Raw genomic sequence first — 19,710 nt, 5'->3', positions numbered from 1 at the left:
TAAGGTAACGCTCTATCATTGCGTCTGCGACCACGTACAGGTAACCACCTGAGCCTTGGTGAATACTGTCTCACCTTCAAAGGTCACACCGCCCAAACCTAAGTGCTGCTCGGCTTGTTGCAGGGCGTAGCGGTTATTAAGGATATTCTGGCGGTCATGTGATGATGCGGTTAGGTCTTTAGCCATTCGAGCTCCCCTAGCTGAATTCTTCTAAAATTTTGTCACATTCATACACCACGTACTCGGGAATAAGGTCGAAGCGTGTTGGGTCAAGCTGAAATATAAACTCATTTTCAATATGGTAAGTTTCGTTGATGAATTTTCTAATCACTGAATTCTCAACCATGTCAATATCTAACAAGATTCTGATCAGTTGCAATTTCTCATAGCCATTATTACTTTGCAGGTACAGCTCATTTATTTTCTCGTTATTACTGAACAGAGCAACTAAGGATGGATAGTCAACTGGAAGCTCAGAAATAAAGCGTTGTATATCATTAATACCAGCACTTAAATCAATAGTTGATAACGGCGTATTTAGTCCTTCTTCATTTCTAGGGATTCGAAAATCTTCTGGAATAGATCGTTTTTTAAACAAATTTGATAGAATTTGGTATCCACTCTCAAGATCGCCTAAAACTTCATATCTTCGGCGTAGATATATCAGCTTGATAATTGGGTCTTGCGTAGATGAAAATAAATTTTCACAGATCTGGATAAAGGTTTTAATATCATCACTAGAAATGGATTGCTCGGTAATTTCTCCGCTTCGCAAGCGTAAATACGACGCAAAAACTTGGTTGCTAAACTGCCCACGTACCGACCTTAGAGTATCAATGATAGGCTCAACATCATGGGTAAGCATCAAGACTGTCTTGCTTTTTAAACAATCGCTAGCATCTCGGCGAAACAACATCTCTAAAATTGCATATTTTTTATTTTTATCAAAAGACGATATCGGGTCATCAAGTATTACTAAATCAGGCTTTTTAGCCAGGCATTCATACATGAAAAGCACTATTGAGAAGGCATTGCGTTCACCAAAACTTAAATGCTGACTTCCACCGCTAAGATGAGTTGAATTATCGATATGTCGTAATTTTAACTGCGCCTGTTCACCTTCACCAACAATTGCAACTTGATAGCGATACCCTGCAAAAGTAAGAAAAGCATTAATATTCGTTTGATGCTTTTTAATAAGTCGTTGTATCTCTGTTCGCTGTTGATTAATTTTGCCTTGTAACGGGCCAGCCTGTTTTATCAGATCATCAATTGACTGGTTAATAACGGCTATTGTTTCGTTGGTTTTAATCGAATTTAAGGTATCAAAAAACTGAAGATCTATTTTGTAGTCTAGCAATTTTTGCCCGACATTTTCACCTTCATAAAAATCAAACCCCGTTAAACCTTTGAGCTTTTCTAGTTTTGCCACCAAATCGTCGATCTGTGATTTCACCGTTACTATGAAGGTTTCGTGCTCTTTTTCGAGGCCATTTTTTAACGATTTGATGACATCTAGCTTGTCCTTTGAGACACCTGAAAAATATTCACCAAGTTTGTTGATAACATCAATAACACTCACAAGATTTTTAATTAAATTTCTATCGTATTCTTTACTTACATTTGCTATTTGCTCTTTCTTACTTGTCGAATCACTTGTACAAAACGGACAAGAATCTGATAAATCAGAAAATTCCTTGTGCCCTTTCGCTTGCCAATCAATCCAGTTTACACAATTTGAACTTTGAATAAAGGGTTGATAAGGCTGTAACCCTTCAGGAATATGGTCAATTTTATTTGAACTAGAGAGCGCCTTCGCACCGGTCGATGTTTTGGCCAAACCACCACTAGCTGTAACTTTAAATGCCCGTGACAGTTCATTTAAATTTGATATAAGCGCTTCCAGTTCTGAGTTGTTCGCAAATTGTTGCTTAACTAAACTAGTAAATGTTTCTATATCTCGCTCTTTTTCTTGATAAGCATCTGTACGTATAAAAATATCAAAACTATTGCTAACTAGCTCTTCAGGCTTAAAAGTAAACTTATTCACGTACTCTTCGTTAAAACAGAGAACACTTTTGATATTTTCAATGCCAAGCACTTCAGGTTTAGTGTTATTCAAATTTTCGTTGCGAAATTTAAACGGTAAAAGTTCAGAAAGCGCTTTTTCATCACCTGTTACAGCATATTGGATGGCCTTAGAAATCGTGCTTTTACCGGTTCCATTCGGGGCAAACTTAATATTCAACTTACTCGGCACGATAGCCACTTTGGCCATCGTGATGTTGTTACAGTTTTTAATTTCAATGTCCATATCGCCATCCTTAAATTAAATTATTTCACAGTGACTTGACCGTTCATTAGCATAGGGAGTAGCCAGTCGCGGAGCGAAGCTAGCTTTGTATTTTCTCGCTGATTTACAATCAGTTGCTTTAATATTGGTTCTAAATGTTGTCCGAGTTTTTCAGCGACTTTCAAGTTAAATGGTTGATCAAATCGCATCATCACGTTTGGATTTACACGCTTATGGCTATTTGATGTACCTGTCGCCGATTGAGTGCAATGCGCAATAAATTGCGGGGATGTTGCGATCATATACATAAAGTTTTTGATAGAGGCATTCGGACAACGCCAAACAACAAATTCAGTTGAGCAAATCTGTTCAGGCTCTGCCATTGCATACACAACCCTGTTAAACCAAGGGTTTAGTTTTGATACGAGCAAGTCGGTATCTTCAACAGTGAATTTGTTACTTCCAATAGTATTTCCCCGCTCAACACCGAAAGTATTTGTTGCATCAAATACGGGGATACTGAAATGCTTAAATAGTTTTTCGGGGTAGTCTGCGGGATTAATAGACTCGTTGCTTACTCTAGTAATTGAAGATAAAGGCGCAACCTCCCACCCCTCCGGTATTTCCCGCTTTAGGATTGGGTTGTAGACCATTTTGCCGCCGGAGGTTTTGTAGGGTTTGCCCTGACCTTGTGGTGAGTCATCGGGGAAGTCGAACTGTACAAACCAGAAGTCGTACAGGGTTTTGGCCATGGCTTCCAGCTCAGCGTTGATGCGGTTATTGAGTTCGATTTTTTTATCAAGTGATCGTAAAACGTTAGAGATCTTCTTTTGCTCATCCGACTTAGGGACTTTAACCTTCACAGGATAAATATAATTTCTGTTTAGTGATGGCTGTGCACTACCAGAGTTGAGTCGATTGAAATCAAGGTTTTTCAGCAGATAATAGGTAAAGTACTTATCGTTTCCTTTGTAATCAGTAACGTACATGGAAGTGTTATGCGGCCAAAAGTCCAGCTCTGACAAATATACTTGTCCAAAAGAACTACCACTTCGACCGATAACGACGCCAGGGCCACTTGCTTTTGAAGTACCATGAGTGCCGTTTTTACCTCCAGCCCCCATTACGGGAATGTTGCCATCGGTTCTTTGGTCTGCGGTGAGGTCATAGCCTCGCTGAAGTGCAAGAAACTGACCTAAGGTCTTTGCCTCCCAGTTACTCATACTTCAACCCCGCCAACTGCTTTTTAATCTCAGCTTCCAACTCACGCGACTGACTAAATAGGTTATCTAGTTTACTAGTAAAGTCCTGCATCTTTTCAGAAAACTGTTCTGGGGTAATATCCATATATTCTATTTTGACATCAAAGTACTGGCCCGCACTCAAGCTGTAGTTTTTAGCTTCGATCTCGTCATAACTCACCGCTACCGATAGATCTTCGATGGTTTCTTTGGCATTAAACACATCAATAATTTGTTGTTCTTCGCCTGCCGTTAGCACGGTTTTTTGGGTTTTACCGTCTTTGACCTTTTCGCCCAAGTTTGAGGCATCCACCAGTACCACATCGCCATCGTTGCTGGCGTCGATAAACAGGATGGATACGTTAGTGCCGGTGGTGGCGAAGATGTTGGAAGGCATGGAAACCACACCCGCCAGCATTTTGTTTTTCACCAAATGCTCCCGAATGCCCTTATCAATGCCCGATTGTGCGGTGATAAAACCTGTGGGTAATACTACAGCAGCCTTTCCACCTGGCTTAAGTGAGGCAATGATGTGCTGCAAGAACAATTGGTAAATCTCCATCTTGTCCTTGGCTTTGGCTTTAATCTTTGGAATACCGGCAAAAAAGCGTTCTTTGTTTTCTTTACTGTCTAGCTCATCTCTAAAGTCGCTGAAATCGAGCTTAAACGGTGGGTTGGAGACGATATAGTCAAAGCGTTTTAGCTCTTTGCCGTCTTTAGTGCTCTCTACATGATATGGATGAAGCACGGTATTACCTTGGATTACATTCGGGATTGAGTGCACCAAGTTATTTAAGATCAGGTTTAACCGCAGTAAGTTGGATGATTTTTGTGAAATATCCTGGGTGTAAATACTACAGCGGTTTTCTCCAATGGCGTGCGCCACGTTCATTAACAACGTGCCCGAACCCGCAGATGGATCATAACAACTCACATTGCGCACCTTACCACGCTCAGCTTGTGGTACGAGGATTTCGGCCATAATGCGCGCCACCGCATGGGGGGTAAAATACTCGGCGTATTTACCGCCGGAGTTGCTGTTGTAGTCTTTAATCAGGTATTCAAAGATGGTGGCGTAGAAGTCGAATTTTTGCGTAAAAATTCGCTCAAAGCTGAACTCCACCAGTTTATTGATAATGGCACGGCAGAATGCATCGCGTTTTGAATCGTCAGCAATGTATTGGCTGATGCGGTCGAACAGCACCACTTTTGCGCCACCATCGGTTTTAACCGCGAATACATCGTTATTGGTGATGGCAATGTCGATTAAGGTATCGTCAAACAGTTTGGCAAAGTCGGGCGCGTTTTGTTGGCTAAACAGGTAGCTGATAAAGTGCTGGGGTTTTAGCCGTGCGGTATCGCCGCCCATTTGCAGTTGCAGCATGTCGAGGTCATCTTCGCTCATAGCAACCAGTGCTTCTTCCCATTTGTCGGCGTTGGCGATGTTGTCGTCGAGCTTTTTCGCTTCAAAGGCAAACTTGTCATTTAAAAACTTGTACAAGAAGATTTGGGTAATGATTTTAAATTCGTTACCGTCGTTACCTAAACCGTAGTTGGCACAGATGCTTTTTAAGCTATCAATGAGGGTTTTGGTTTTTTGCTGAAACTCTAATTCAACCATGTTGTTTTTATTTCCTAATGGGTTTAACCGGCGCTATTTATTAGTGGCAACTAAGCAGCGTTACCAAGCTTGGCTGCCGGTATTAAATTCTTTTAAATATTCCGCGACGACGAGGTGATTAATGTAACGTGAGGCGTCGGCGTTGAGTTTGATGTTTTGTTCTTTCATAAAGCGCGCTATTACCAGTGGCATCATTTGCCGTTCGAAGTAACTTTCGTTATCGAGCACTTGGCTGTTGTTGAGCACTTGTTCGTCGGCATCTTGCTTTACGCCTGCCAATGCTTCGAAAATTTTACGCTCTGACTCGCTGATGTCGCTTTGACTTTGCTGGCGCTCTTGCAAGCGTTTGTGAATACGGGTGTATTTGGCATCACCTAGGTATTTTTGCCTTAATTGGTTGTTTTCGCGGTTTAGTTCTTTTACTCGGTCGTGAATTTTATTCAGGGCATCGATGTTAGCATTCATTTCATCTTGGGTAACTTCGCTTAAGTTTTTCTTCTTAAACAGCCGCTCTAGCTCTTCTTTTAAGCTTATGAACTGTGGGTCTTGCTGGTCAAAATTGCTGGCCAGTGCTTCGCGGGTTTGGCGCAGGGTGTTTTTTAGCTTGTCGGCCAGAACCAACTCTTCTTCGCCGATTTTTACAAACTTAAAGATCACGTCTTCCAAGGCGCGGTTAAGTAGATTAGTGGTGTCTTGGCCGCTTTCTAAATCGTTTTTAAGATTCAGTAAGTCCAAATGGTTACTGGTTTCACGGTACAGGACATTAAGTTTGGCAAAATCTAACTCTCCCAGACTCTCATAATCACCTTGCAAGCGGATGAGATTATACAGACTGCGGGCATCACCTAAGGCTTTTTTGAGTGCTAGTATGGTATCGCGGTCTTGTATTTGGCTGATCTGGTTGCAGAACTCTTCCATGTTGTCGGTATCAAAACGGAACAGTACGTCTTTGATATGCTCGATTTCTTGCTTGATTTCTTCCTGAGATTTAAACAGGTGTGAATAGTGCTCCATTTCGTCGCCCAGTTCTGACTGTAATTCGTCAAAATAGGCTTTGTTGGTGGCATCGAACTCTTTACGAATGTCGGCAAAATCGACCACATAACCGTAGCGGAAATCTTTGTAAGTACGATTCACTCGTGTGAGCGCTTGCAGCAAATTGTGCTTGCGGATCACCCGACCAAGGTAAAGCTTTTTTAGGCGTTTGGCGTCAAAACCAGTGAGTAGCATGTTATACACAAACAAAAAGTCGATTTTGCCTGCTTTGAAGTCATCTACCCAGTTTTTGCGTTCTTCTTTGGTGCCGATGTCGTGCAGGATTAGCGCGGCGTTTTTTACCTTTTGTGCTTGTTTAACAGATTCGGCATAGGCGGTTGGCGCAGGTTCAGTGACTTCGTGTACTCGGCTATTTGAATTGGATGTTTGCGGCAGAATAGGTGTATCCGCATAAACGCCATTGAAAATTTCAAACATCTGCTTGGCTTGGTCTGAGCTGTCGCAAATAACCATGCCGCCAATACTGGTATCGTTTAATGCGCTACGGCTTTTTTCAAAGTCGTTTACGATGTAAGTCAGCATGGGCTCAACAAAGCTTGGGTGGGCGTAAATCAGCTTGCGATCCACATCGCCCATTTTCACTTCGGCTTCTTCGAGGGCTTTTTGCAGTTCAATTTTGTATTGTGTGCTGATCTCCTCACGAATGAGCCGCAAGGTGTAGCCGTCGGCAATGGACGCGTTGTAGTAGTACTTGTGAATGTAATCACCAAACAAGGCGCGTGAGTTGTAGTCATCCCCCAATAGCGGCGTACCGGTTAAGCCTATTTTTATGGCGTTGCTGTCTGACTGACTCAAGTTGGCCAAAAAACTGCCCTTGGGATTATAGCTGCGGTGTACTTCGTCTAAAAAGTACACGCGTTGTATCGTGACGTTGTAGTCTTTGGTGCTGACTACATCTGGGTCGTCTTGAAATTTTTGAATGTTTACCACGGTAATTTCTGGCTTGCCAGAATGGTTATGGATCACCTGCGTGGCTTTAATGTCACGGGTAAAGGCATCCCGTGAGTTGATGGTGTGCACGGTTAAACCACGGGCGGTAAATTCGCGTTGCGCTTGTTGCAGTAGGTCTAGGCGGTCAACAATAAAGTAAAACTTAGGGATGACTTGCTGCTTTTGGAAGTAGTCGGTTAAAAAGCGTACGTTGTAAAACGTTAGGGCGGTTTTTCCACTGCCTTGGGTGTGCCAAATAATACCTTTTTTAACACCTTCGCTGAGCTTTTGCTCAATAGCTTTGGTAGCAAACAACTGCGGGTAACGCATGATGTGTTTTTGTAGTCCGTCTGACTCGGACACATACGCCAAGGCGTAACGCAAAATAAAGGCTAAGCGCTCACGGCTGAGTAAAGAGGTACAAATGCGGTTGGTTGGGCGCTCTGGTTGCTTGTTGGTCTGGAACTCTGGGTTACTGCGGATCACTTCCAGATTGTTGTCTTTTAAGACTTTTAGCTCGTCATCATCCGATACTGGCTTCAGCAAGGCGGTTAAGTTTAAGATTTCTTCTTCGCGGAAATAGTTAAATACCGGCTTGTGGTAAGAACTACTGGCGTAGAAAGCGCCTTGCACGGGTTCTGGGTCGCCGTCGTCGTACTCCATGTTATTGGAGAAAATCATAAACTGGGTAATATTGGCAAAACGCTTGAACTTAGGGTTTTGAAAGCGTTTGTTGATGCGGTCGCGCTCGGCCAAGATACCTTCGCGATTATTTGGCTTCTTCACCTCGATAAACACTAACGGCATGCCATTGATAAGCAGCGTGATGTCTGGCCTGAATTCTTCATCGCCGTTTTGGCAAGTTAGCTCGGTAACAACATGGAAGCTGTTGTTATTGAAGTTTTCAAAGTCGATCAGCTTGGTATTTGAACGCTCAGATAGGCGCTCAAAAAAGGCTTTGCCTAAGTCTTCGTTATCCAGCAGTAGTTTGACATCTTCCAGCAAACGACCGGCTTCAGCATCTTCAATACCAGGGTTAATTTTGCCGATAGCGGTTTTGAATACGTCAGGGAAGATATTGGTGTCGAGATCCCAGCTTTGCCCTTTAAGTGACAGGTACTTATAACCTAGACGCATTAAATGAAGAATTGCAGGGATTTTTACTCGGCTATCTTCATTAAATTTATTAGTATTAAAGGCCATAACATTCCATGTCTATATGTAATCTGAGAGTCGCAGTATAACCCCTTCATTTTTCATTGTCTTGTAAGTTCCACCGTTACTGTGAACCATGAGTCTTAAGTCATTTTCAACATAAGCGGGTGTTAATTTAACAACTTTAGCCTTTTTCTTTTCTGGCTTAGGAAGTGCTTTTTCTTCTAAATTTTTAATGTGTGCTACAAGGTCAAATAAGTTGCCATTAGGTAACTCTGAAACAGCCTGTTCAGCTACTGCGGGAGCAATATCCTCGCCAATGCCCATTTGTATTAACATATTTGTTAATTGTTTCAATGTTGTAAGGGTTTCACTTTTAGTGATTTTAGCGTTTGAACTCTCCTCATGAACCTCAAATACAGTGTCATGTTGGATTAGAGCAGCCTTTGGAATTTCTAAATCGCTATACTTTTCTATTTCTTTTTCAACTCCACTTTGTAAGGCGCGGATCATTGGCCGGATCATATGAAGTTCATCATTAAAAACACTATCAACCAATTCTTTAGTGATAATCTCCTTACCAATAGTCACCGCTCTTGTCTGACTCAGATAGAACAGCGTTACAGCGACATGAGCAATACCTTGAGAGTAGTCCCAAAATAGATTTCTGATTTCATCTGTAAGTGGCTGCGGTGACTTGAACCATTGTAATGACCAAAGTCTTTCAAAAAACCTTTCCCAGTCAGAGCCTTTACCTGTTTTATCTGCTGTATTAAATCGATTCCAGTTTATACTGCCAAATTGTGATGCACGTCTGGCTGAGCGCATACTTGGAGAAAACAATTCGTAAGCTTTTGGTGTACCGACAAACAAAATAGGCAGTTTAATGGTATTAGTAAGCTGTACAAAAAATCGAAGTATTCTTTCTGATACACCAGAATTTGAGCGTTCAAGATGCTGAATTTCATCAATCACTAATAAACCGATAGAATGTAATGCTGCTATTCGGGCAAAGTCTCCAAGTAACATTTCGGCGTTTGATCTGGGTTTTACATACTGTTTTTCATATTGGTTATTGTTGTCTAATGCGAGATCTAACGCTCTAAAAAAGTTAATACAAAGACTTTTTACAGAAGCATCATGAGGACATTCAACCTTTAACCATACTAACTGCACATGCTGATAGATTGGGTGCATAATAACTTGGTCTTTATAGCCCGCTAAAACGGCCTCTACCGCAGTAGACTTTCCGGCTCCAGAGCAGCCAATAACGGAGCTAACAAGAGCCTCATTGCCAGCATTGCGACTGACATGCTGTGTAAATTCAGCAGTACTATTGAGCGTTTCCTGGTAGCTTTTATTTGCAATATTTCGACTTAAATATCCTTGCCTAATCATTGATGAAATGGTTTGTTCAAGCTGTAAGTGCGCTTTAGTCGGGTACAAAAAACCATCCATAATACGAAGCATTGCATGCCGTCTAATATAAGCGGGTAACATGACCTCTTCTTGGCGAACCACTGGTGTACGGCGGATTAACTCTGCAGTTTGTTGAGGTGAGTTAATTCGCGGTAAAGCATTAATTAAAGGGTGACCTTCATATTCGGCAATCTCAGCATCGATATAAGTCGCAGTTTTAAACATATCCATATTACATACGCCCCTTAGAAGTCGTCCAAATCAGGATAGTCATATCCCTTGCCTAGTACCTCTCCTGAATGAATTGGTGTAACAGTCGCTTTATGGCCATCTTTAGGCTGTTTTATTTCCAAATCACGTTTTTTCTGACGTTCTAATTGTTTCTCGTTATTACGATTATCTTTAATCCCCTCGAGCCTGCGAGACTTGTTGGATAACACTGTGTTTTTTTGCCTTTCAGTTGCATGTTTAACAATTTTTTCAAGCTCCGCCTGCACATCTGGTGCTTTATAATCTGCATCTTGCTTAGCTGAAGCGATTGTCTCTTTTGATTCATGTTGAATGCTGACCGCTTCGGTGAAACTCATATCTTGATAACGACGACTGCGAGATTGCAATGAGCATATCCATACACTATCGAACTGATTATCAGGTCTTACATAAATAATATTGGTATTTAATGGGTTATAAGCGATTTCAATGCTAGAGGGTCTCGGGTTTGCCTTATTTTTATGAAACCAGCCTAAACTTACCGCTTCTGAGCAGGTGTAATGCAACCCTTTAAAGCTAATCCCTAACGTTGAAACAGTCGCTTTATCATGAGGATAGAGATTAATAGCCGTTAACTTTTCATCGATTTTCCGTAAAATACCTGTTCGGTTAGCTATTCCCCATTGCCATAATCGAACGGGAATTGGCGGAAGATCAGTTGGCATATCAGATTCAAAATCATAACGCTTAAGAGGCATAGTTGTATTACGGTTTATCTCAGAAACGATAACCATTTTTGTAAAATCGGATAATGTTAAATTTGCAGATAGCTCATTACGCTTACCCGCTTTCTTTTTGCCATTGACAGGCTCAACCTTCCCATCAACATAGGGTAAAATATCGGTATGCGTTGTGTGAAATGACTGCTCTACAATACCTTTATCATTACCGTGATAAGCGCGAGTGTTAGAAAGTGTGATTCCAAATCGATTAACTAGGATATCACCATGCCTGAAAAGTAACTCGCCTCTATCGGCTGTTATTGTTGCTGGCGTACCTATACTTGGCCAATCAGCATAAGAAATATCAATTCCATAACGTCGGCAGTATTCAACCTTGTCACAAAAAGCATTAGCTAATGCTATTGATGCTGTTGCCCAGGATGGATTTTCTAGACCAACATACAACCCAACTGTCATACGGCTAAATACGTCTTTAACTTTATAAATAATTGGCCGACCGATGATACGATCTGGATCTAGTTCCGAAATTAAGTAAACATCTGAGATAGTGGCGTCAATTTCATATCGGGCGCCAGGGCCAAAGTTATTGGTTGCAGCAGTACTCTTTAGAGGAGCGATATCTTTATCGTATATAATACTTGGGGTTCTCGCCTTGATAACATCTTTCTTACTGTAATTTTTCTCAAAGAAATACCTAAATTGCATATCTGTAGGTAAATCACTTTTATGTATTTTAGGGTATTTTGACTTGATATAACCTATTGCTTTTGTTCTGGCTTTAGTTAAATCAACATCATCTCTGAGAAGGTAAAAACCTTCTATCGCTAACCGAAAAAAACCAGCTATTTCTTCAGTGATAATCAACCCATCACCAGATGCAATGGTTCGCTTTTTACCTACCTTATTTTTTAGGTTTCTTCGTGCTTCGCCAGGTGCACCACAATTTATATAATCAGGTGATAAAGCATCTGGTGTCATGCCTCGTTGCCAATAACGCCTTAATTGACGAGTAATATAAAGTCTAGATTCAGCTACAGTATCAAGAAGTGATTTGATGTGTTTATTGCGTAATTTTTTATCGAATAACTCAGAATAATTATCAAGCAATGGTGAAATAGCATTATAGGCTCTATCTCTTGTTTCTTGAGATTTAGAATTTGGCTCTGGTGTTAGTAAAATAACCGGATCATCTATTAGATTAAATCCTAATGAATCAAACTCAGATAAGGTAATACTGTATGGCCAAGCATTAATATCGTTAATATCAATGAGCATCAAGAAATCGACATGCTCGAACACAACACGAAGCTGAGTTAACACTTCAGAATGTGGGTCTTGGTAAACTCGATTAAGATACATCTAAAAGTCCGCCAATTATCAAGCTAAAGTTTTTAGTTAGAGAAAGATCTGAGCAAGACCATTGCCTAAAAACTGTATTTAGTGGGGCATCAATTAAGTTTGCAGCTACAGCTTTACGAAAAAGACCTATATGAAATCCTGGTTCACACAAGTATTCATCATCTAACGCCGCACATGTTGTTGATAAACGCTTGTTAATACCTTTTAATCGTTGGAATATAAGTTGAATATCTAATGTGGATAATTCTGAATAAAGATCGTCTAAATTTTGATTTGCTGCATGTAGCCATTCAAGATTTTCTTTAATTGATGGTGTGATTTCTTGTTCAGTGAATATCTCCCATTTGTAACCTTGCTGTTCCCAAAAGACCTTTTCTATTTGAAGCTTTTCAACCACTCTTAGGTCATCTAACTCATCAGCATATTTTACCGCTATCGCTATACCAGACTTATTTTTAAGTTCAACAACTAGGTCGGTAGTTACAACCTTAAGTTTTCCTGCTATCTGAGGATGCTTTATACCCAATCGCTCACAAATACTTAAGCTATCAACGATAGGTAAAGGGTACTGCTCTTTAATATCAGTAGTTGGTTGGTATCGGTCAAAAACAAGAAAAGCGGAGAGTTCAAGACGAGAAAGCAAATGGTGTGGGCGAGTTGAGTTTCTTCCTAAAATACGAAAACTCTCACCTTTACTGCTTATTTCGTGAACTTTGATAAAAGGCTCATACGAACGACCAGAACCAATACCTCTAGTTTTTAGTCGTTTTTCATCACTTGGATCTAGCGGTCTTTCTGAATCACGCATAAATAAGCCTCCTGTCTAAATGGATATTAGCAGGAGGCAAAAAAATATCAAACTATTTTATAAAATATCAAACTATTATATAAATTATCAAACTATTATATAATCTCACAAATCAACCACCAGCAATCATGTTACTTACTCAACAGTAACCGATTTTGCCAAGTTACGTGGTTGGTCAACATCGGTACCTTTAATTAATGCCACATGATATGACAATAACTGCAGTGGAATGGTGTAAATCAGTGGTGCCATAAACTCATCACAATGTGGCACTGGGATCACTTTCATAGTGTCATCTGATTCAAACTCAGCATCTTTGTCAGCAAACACATACATTAATCCGCCACGGGCACGGACTTCTTCGACGTTTGATTTAAGCTTTTCGAGTAACTCGTTGTTGGGTGCGACAACGATTACCGGCATGTCGGCATCAATCAGTGCTAATGGGCCATGTTTTAGCTCACCTGAAGCATAGGCTTCTGCATGAATGTATGAAATTTCTTTCAGTTTTAGCGCGCCTTCCATTGCGATTGGGTATTGATCGCCACGGCCTAGGAATAATGCATGGTGCTTGTCGGCAAAGTCTTCAGCCAGTTCAGCAATAGCATCATCTAAACCCAAAGCTTGTTCAACTTTAGCTGGCATAGATTGTAAGCTCTGGGTAATAGCGGCTTGCATTTCTTCGCTCATGCCGTTGTGACGACCAATTGCAGTGGTTAACATTAATAAACCAGCCAATTGCACAGTAAAGGCTTTAGTTGATGCCACGCCAATTTCAGCGCCCGCTTTCATCATGTACGCCATGTCAGATTCACGCACCAACGATGAGCCCGCTGAGTTACAAATAGTTAAGGTGGCTTTATAGCCCATGTCTTTGGCTAAACGCAGCGCCGCTAGGGTGTCTGCGGTTTCACCCGATTGTGAAATCGTCACCAATAAGCTATTAGGGAATAAGTGCGATTTGCGGTAACGGAACTCTGAAGCAATTTCAACGTTACACGATACGCCAGCCCAGTCTTCTAACCAGTAGCGCGCCGCCATACCCGCATGGTAACTGGTACCACAGGCAATAATTTGTACGTGCTTGATGTCTTTTAAAAACTCTGCAGCGTTTTCACCAAAGGCGGAATCTAATACTTTACCTCCAGCAATACGGCCTTCTAAGGTGTGTGCTATTGCAGTTGGCTGCTCGTAAATTTCTTTAAGCATGTAGTGACGGTATTCACCTTTGTCACCCGCATCATGGGTGACTTCTGATTCTTTCACTTCACGCTTAACTGGGTTGCAGTTAACATCATAAATATTGACTTCGCGACGGGTGACTTCTGCGACATCACCTTCTTCTAAAAAGGCGAATGAACGGGTAACGGGTAATAAGGCCAGTTGATCTGAGGCAACAAAGTTTTCGCCTAAACCAAAACCAATCACCAATGGACTACCACTGCGGGCCACCACCATACGCTCGCTATCGCGGCGGTCGATAACTACAGTGCCATAAGCGCCTTCAAGTTGTTTTACTGTGGCTTGCACTGCGGTTAATAAATTATCAGCGGTTTTAAGTTCGTGATGTACTAAATGACAAATGACTTCGGTGTCAGTGTCTGATGCAAACACATAGCCCAAGCCTTTGAGTTTTTCACGCAGCTTGTTGTGGTTTTCGATAATGCCGTTATGGACCACGGCAATATCACCCTCAGACACATGTGGATGAGCATTGCGCTCGCTTGGCTCACCGTGGGTTGCCCAACGGGTATGCGCAATACCTGTGCCACCAGCCAGTGGCGCTTCATCAAGTGCTGATGATAGCTCTTGCACTTTACCTAAACGACGGGTGCGACTTAGCTCGCCATTTTGGATAACCGCAACTCCAGCGCTGTCATAACCGCGATATTCTAAGCGGCGTAACCCCTCAACTAAAATTTCTGCTACATCTCTTTGCGCTACTGCGCCAACGATTCCACACATGATTATTTACCTATTAAATGGTTTTAAATTGAATTTATGCAACGTAAGGCGCAAGTAACACTTTTACGCCTTGGTCTGTAATAGTTTGTAATGCCTCGGCTGAGATATGGTCATCGGTGACCAATACATTAATCTCGCGCCAAGGCAGTTCTAAATTTGGGATTCGACGACCGATTTTTGATGATTCAAGCAGGACGATAACTTCGCGCGACATTTCGGCCATCACTTTGCTCAGTCCGGTTAACTCATTGAATGTAGTGGTGCCACGCTCTAAATCTAATCCATCGGCACCAATAAAGAGCTGATCAAAGTTATATGAACGCAATACTTGCTCGGCAACCTGACCTTGGAAAGACTCTGAATGTGGATCCCATGTGCCTCCGGTCATCAATAATGTTGGTTCGTTTTCTAACTCATGGATGGCATTAGCCAATTGTAATGAATTTGTCATCACCACTAAGCCGCGTAGACCATTAAGCTGCTGCACGATACCGGTCGTTGTGCTACCACTGTCTATGATGATGCGATTATGATCTTTAATCAGTGCGGCAGCAGTTTTGGCTATGGCTAACTTATTGGGTGCGATTTTAGCACTAAATTGCTGGGTGACTTCGTCGGGGACGGCTATCGCACCACCATAGCGGCGTAGCAATAAACCGGTTTTTTCTAAAGTGGCTAGATCCTTTCGAATTGTCACTTCTGACGTTTCAAAACGTAACGATAACTCATCAACACTGACTTCACCTTGCTGGTTTAGCAGATTAATAATGCTGTGACGACGTTGTTGAGTATTACGTTTATTCATATTGACGCTTATCTTTCACTTAAGTTACGAAACGAAAGATATTTTAGCAGCAAATGAAACATTTTCTAGTGCTATTGAAAGATAAATAACAAAAAAGCAGCGATAAACGCTGCTTTTTTAGATAATAATCTGCAATTTTCTTTATGACACATCACCCAAAAGGATACTCACCGAGGTAAATTATCGATTCAAAGGATTAAAACTGAGCTTCTAGCGCCAAATTAATATTGCGCCCCTGACCCACGGTAACATCGGTTATACCACCGCCGCCAAGGTAATCTTTATCGAATAGGTTTCTGATGTTCATACGTAAACTCACATCGCTGCCCATAATAGGCATAGTGTAAGCAGCTCCAACATCAGCCGTAATATAATCATCTTTGGTGATGGTATTTTGACTGTCGGCATAACGCTCGCCCACATAGGTTGCACCAAAGTTAAGAGCAAAGTTTTCGGTCATTTCATAACGTGTCCAAAGGTTTGCTGAAAACTCTGGGGCATCTATCGGGGTTTTACCATTTAAACTATCTGATGCAGGGCGCGAATATTCTGCATTTAAATACATCATTGACCCTGTAACAAACCACTTGTCGGCGACTTGACCTTGTGCACCAATTTCAGCCCCTTTATGGCGCTGTTCGCCTTCCTGGGTGGTGATATAAGTTTTACCGTTAACTGGGGTAACTAATGTTTGCTGTACTGTAACGTTCGATACCGTGATATCAAATATGGCGCCAGTTAACAGTAAACTGCCATCGAATAACTCCCACTTTGTACCTAACTCATATTGAGTGCCGTACTCAGGTTCAAGATCCATTTTATTATTAATGTCATCTTCGTTATTAACCATCCCTTGTGGGCTAAAACTTTGCGAATAATTAACGTAAATACTAGCGTTTTGTATTGGGGAGTAAATCAGCCCAAACTTGGGTGAAATCGCGTAGCTGTTGTTACCCTCGCCGTCTTTTTTCTGCTCATCATAGCGAGTACCCACTAACGCCTGCCATGAATCATTAAAGCTAATCAGATCTTGTAGATAAAAGCCGTAATGCTTGTAATCAGATTCATACTTTGTGGTGTCTCGATGATAATCTAAACCAGGGTTAACCACTGGCACACCGGGCATGACATGCTGATTTTTAGGGCCAGAATCTTTTAGCTGACCATAGTAGTATTTTAATAAATTGCCACCTAGTAACAACTGATGCTCAATACCTGCAGTGCTGAATTGGCTAGTAAAGTCCATATAAGCCGTTTCATGCTGCCAATCGTCATAACGGTCAAACGGGCTAATAAAGTAACCTTGGGTTAATGGGTCGTCATAACACACATTTTGTTTGTTACTGTCTTTGCCACACAAGTTAGGTGAAGTGTCTAGACGCTGACGATTAAATTGCTGGTGGTTATAACCGGTTTTAAGCTGGATATTATCGTTAATATGGTAGGTTAAATCGCCACCTTTATTGGTGATAGTGTTGTCTGTAAATGCCCATGGCATATCCCATATTAAATCTCGGCCACCGATTAACTCGCCAGCACTATTTAACCAGCCGCCACGATCAATACCGGTTTTATCTTGGGTGTGATCGTATTTTAACGACAGCAATAAATCATCTGTAATGTCATATTCTAAGTTGATGAAGCCTAACCAGCGATCACGTTCTTGATGGGTTTCATCTACGCCCATGGTGTTAGCATAATTACGCCAGTATTGTGAATCCTGTTTCACTAATACGGCACGGTAACGCAAGGTTTGTGCATCATTAATACTGCCACCCGCATCGGCTTGAAAGCGTGTAGACCCATGTTCGTCGGTATCAAAACCCAGCTCAATCTCAGTATCATATGTTGGTTTTTTGGTGACCATATTAATCAAACCACCAGGACCAGATTGCCCATACAGCATACTTGAAGGGCCTTTTAAGACTTCAACTTGCTGTAATGTTTCTATTGGCTGCACATAGTGCGACCACTGCTGGTGGCCATTGATGAGATAACCGGCCCCCGAATCAAGCTCAAAACCACGCAAACTAAACACCTGACGATTCCACTTTTCACTACCGGCTGTCACACTTGAGTCATTAACTAATACTTCGGATAAATTTTTAGCCAGTTGTTCGTCGGTGACAAAGTCGGGAATAATGGCAACAGATTGAGGGGTATCCATTAAGTCTATATTACCGCGCATCGCACCTGTGGCGGTGCCGACTTTATAGTGATTAAACTGCCTGCCGGTGACTTCTATTCGCTCAATGTTTTTAGCTGCGGCGTGATCTGGTGTGACTTGTAATGACGTAGACTGTTCAGCTTGCACTGTAAAGTGCACTGAATACGATAATAATCCTGTTGTTACAGCAATAGCGACAGCCGATAGTTTAGTTAACATTCATACCTCTATTAAGATGTTATACCGATTTAGTGAGGACATCTTAAATGAGAATGATTACCATTAAACTTAATTTACAGTATATTTACTCTATTTTATGATGTTTTAAATGCATAAAAAAAGCGATAAATAGTGATATTTATCGCTTAGTGTCGAGTATATCGCAGACCTAAAACTAGGGCGTATTTACATTACTTTGGCTGTTTAACAGGACGTTGCCAGCCAGTGATATGACGCTGTTTGACACGGGTGATAACTAACTCACCTTCGCCAACATCTTTAGCTATGGTTGACCCTGCACCTAAGGTCGCATTTTTACCAATAGTGACCGGAGCAATAAGCTGTGTATCACTGCCAACAAATACACCGTCTTCGATAACGGTCAAAAACTTGTTAGCACCATCATAATTACACGTGATGGTACCAGCACCAATGTTTACGCCCGCACCTATTTGCGCATCGCCTAAATAGGCTAGATGACCGGCTTTTGAACCAACGCCTAATACGGCCTTTTTCATTTCCACAAAATTACCGATATGGGCATCTTCTTTCAACTCAGCACCTGTACGTAAACGCGCAAATGGTCCCGCACTCGCTGATTTACCTAACTTAGCACCTTCGATAATAGAGTAAGGTTTAATTTCAGCGTTATCAGCAATGTCACAATCAATTAAAATGGCACCAGCACCAATAGTGACATTATTACCTAAAGTCACTTTACCCTGAATAATTACGTTTACATCGATCATCACATCCATACCGACGCTAACGTCACCACGAATATCAATTCTGGCTGGGTCACGTAAGTTGGCACCTGCTAGCATGAGCTGTTCAGCTGCGCGAGCCTGATAAGCACGCTCAAGTTGGGCAAGTTGCACGCGGTTGTTGGCACCTTCCACCTCAATAGCTGACTGAGGTTGCGCAGTGGTAATTGCAACACCATCGGCATTTGCCATGGCGATAATGTCGGTAAGATAATATTCGCCCTGAGCATTATTGTTTGATAAGCGGTTTAGCCAAGCTTTTAACTGCTTGCCTGGCACAGCCATAATGCCTGTATTCACTTCTTTAATATTAAGCTGTTCTGGATTGGCATCTTTTTGTTCAACAATACCGACAACTTTTCCAGCTTCCCGTACGATGCGGCCATAACCTGTCGGGTTAGGCAAAGTAACGGTAAGAATAGCTAAACCATTTTCAGGGCGTGCTTTTAACAACGCTTCTAGGGTACTTTGCTGAATAAGTGGCACATCACCATAAAGAATCAACACGGTATCATCGTCGTTAATATTGGGATTTGCTTGTGCGACAGCGTGGCCTGTACCAAGCTGCTCTGCCTGTAATACCCAATTTAAAGGTTGCTCACCTAATGCAGCTTGCAGTTTATCGGCACCGTAACCATAGACCAATTGAATAGCCTGTGAGCCTAAAGAATTTGCCGTATCAATAACATGCTGCACCATACTTTTATGGGCGATAGGATGTAACACTTTAGGAAGATCTGAGCGCATTCGCGTTCCTTTGCCTGCAGCTAAGATCACAACATTTAACGACATGATTGATTCCTTCAAAATACTAAATAATAAAATTGCAGCTATTTTAGCTGATTAACACAACAAAAGGAAAATTGCTGATTTATACCAATCTTAATAAATAACTGAGCACCCTAGCTTGTTAAAACACTCGATAACAGCGTTGTTCCTATGCTATTTTTTATCA

Annotated in this window: 12 protein-coding genes; all 12 read right to left on the bottom strand. The window is 41.5% G+C overall.

Features of this window, described 5'->3' with window-relative positions; genetic code table 11:
- Positions 1 to 15 precede the first annotated feature (15 nt).
- Entirely contained in the window at positions 16 to 186 is a 171-nt protein-coding gene (locus tag OHT75_RS11540) for a hypothetical protein (protein WP_264726750.1), read from the bottom strand.
- Between the two features lie 10 nt (positions 187 to 196).
- A complete protein-coding gene (locus tag OHT75_RS11535; protein ID WP_264726748.1) occupies positions 197 to 2,314 on the bottom strand; it encodes an AAA family ATPase in 2,118 nt (705 codons plus the stop codon).
- Between the two features lie 20 nt (positions 2,315 to 2,334).
- Entirely contained in the window at positions 2,335 to 3,516 is a 1,182-nt protein-coding gene (locus OHT75_RS11530; protein WP_264726746.1) for a restriction endonuclease subunit S, read from the bottom strand.
- Entirely contained in the window at positions 3,509 to 5,155 is a 1,647-nt protein-coding gene (locus tag OHT75_RS11525) for an HsdM family class I SAM-dependent methyltransferase (protein ID WP_264726744.1), read from the bottom strand. Before OHT75_RS11525 ends, OHT75_RS11530 begins: the two co-directional genes overlap by 8 nt.
- A gap of 60 nt (positions 5,156 to 5,215) precedes the next feature.
- On the bottom strand, positions 5,216 to 8,344 hold the full coding sequence (locus OHT75_RS11520) for a type I restriction endonuclease subunit R (protein ID WP_264726742.1): 3,129 nt from the start codon (positions 8,342 to 8,344) through the stop codon (positions 5,216 to 5,218).
- Between the two features lie 12 nt (positions 8,345 to 8,356).
- Complete coding sequence (locus tag OHT75_RS11515) at positions 8,357 to 9,946, bottom strand: ATP-binding protein (RefSeq protein ID WP_264726740.1); 1,590 nt, start codon at positions 9,944 to 9,946, stop codon at positions 8,357 to 8,359.
- 14 nt (positions 9,947 to 9,960) lie between these two features.
- On the bottom strand, positions 9,961 to 12,027 hold the full coding sequence (locus OHT75_RS11510) for an ATP synthase subunit B family protein (RefSeq protein WP_264726738.1): 2,067 nt from the start codon (positions 12,025 to 12,027) through the stop codon (positions 9,961 to 9,963).
- The gene (locus OHT75_RS11505; protein WP_264726736.1) at positions 12,017 to 12,835 is read right to left on the bottom strand and encodes a TnsA endonuclease N-terminal domain-containing protein; all 819 of its coding nucleotides are present in this window, start codon (positions 12,833 to 12,835) and stop codon (positions 12,017 to 12,019) included. The genes OHT75_RS11510 and OHT75_RS11505 overlap by 11 nt, the downstream gene beginning before the upstream one ends.
- A gap of 135 nt (positions 12,836 to 12,970) precedes the next feature.
- Positions 12,971 to 14,800, bottom strand: coding sequence for a glutamine--fructose-6-phosphate transaminase (isomerizing) (glmS, locus tag OHT75_RS11500; RefSeq protein WP_264726734.1), 1,830 nt, complete (start codon positions 14,798 to 14,800; stop codon positions 12,971 to 12,973).
- A gap of 34 nt (positions 14,801 to 14,834) precedes the next feature.
- Positions 14,835 to 15,605, bottom strand: a complete 771-nt coding sequence (locus OHT75_RS11495; protein ID WP_264726733.1) for a DeoR/GlpR family DNA-binding transcription regulator — start codon at positions 15,603 to 15,605, stop codon at positions 14,835 to 14,837.
- A gap of 196 nt (positions 15,606 to 15,801) precedes the next feature.
- Positions 15,802 to 17,991: a TonB-dependent receptor gene (locus tag OHT75_RS11490; RefSeq protein ID WP_264726731.1), complete on the bottom strand. Its 2,190-nt coding sequence runs from the start codon at positions 17,989 to 17,991 to the stop codon at positions 15,802 to 15,804.
- 191 nt (positions 17,992 to 18,182) lie between these two features.
- On the bottom strand, positions 18,183 to 19,547 hold the full coding sequence (glmU, locus tag OHT75_RS11485; protein WP_264726728.1) for a bifunctional UDP-N-acetylglucosamine diphosphorylase/glucosamine-1-phosphate N-acetyltransferase GlmU: 1,365 nt from the start codon (positions 19,545 to 19,547) through the stop codon (positions 18,183 to 18,185).
- Positions 19,548 to 19,710 lie beyond the last annotated feature (163 nt).

The sequence above is a fragment of the Shewanella subflava genome, from assembly GCF_025971955.1.
Lineage (GTDB): Bacteria > Pseudomonadota > Gammaproteobacteria > Enterobacterales > Shewanellaceae > Shewanella > Shewanella subflava.
This window is presented reverse-complemented; position numbering and strand designations above follow the sequence as displayed.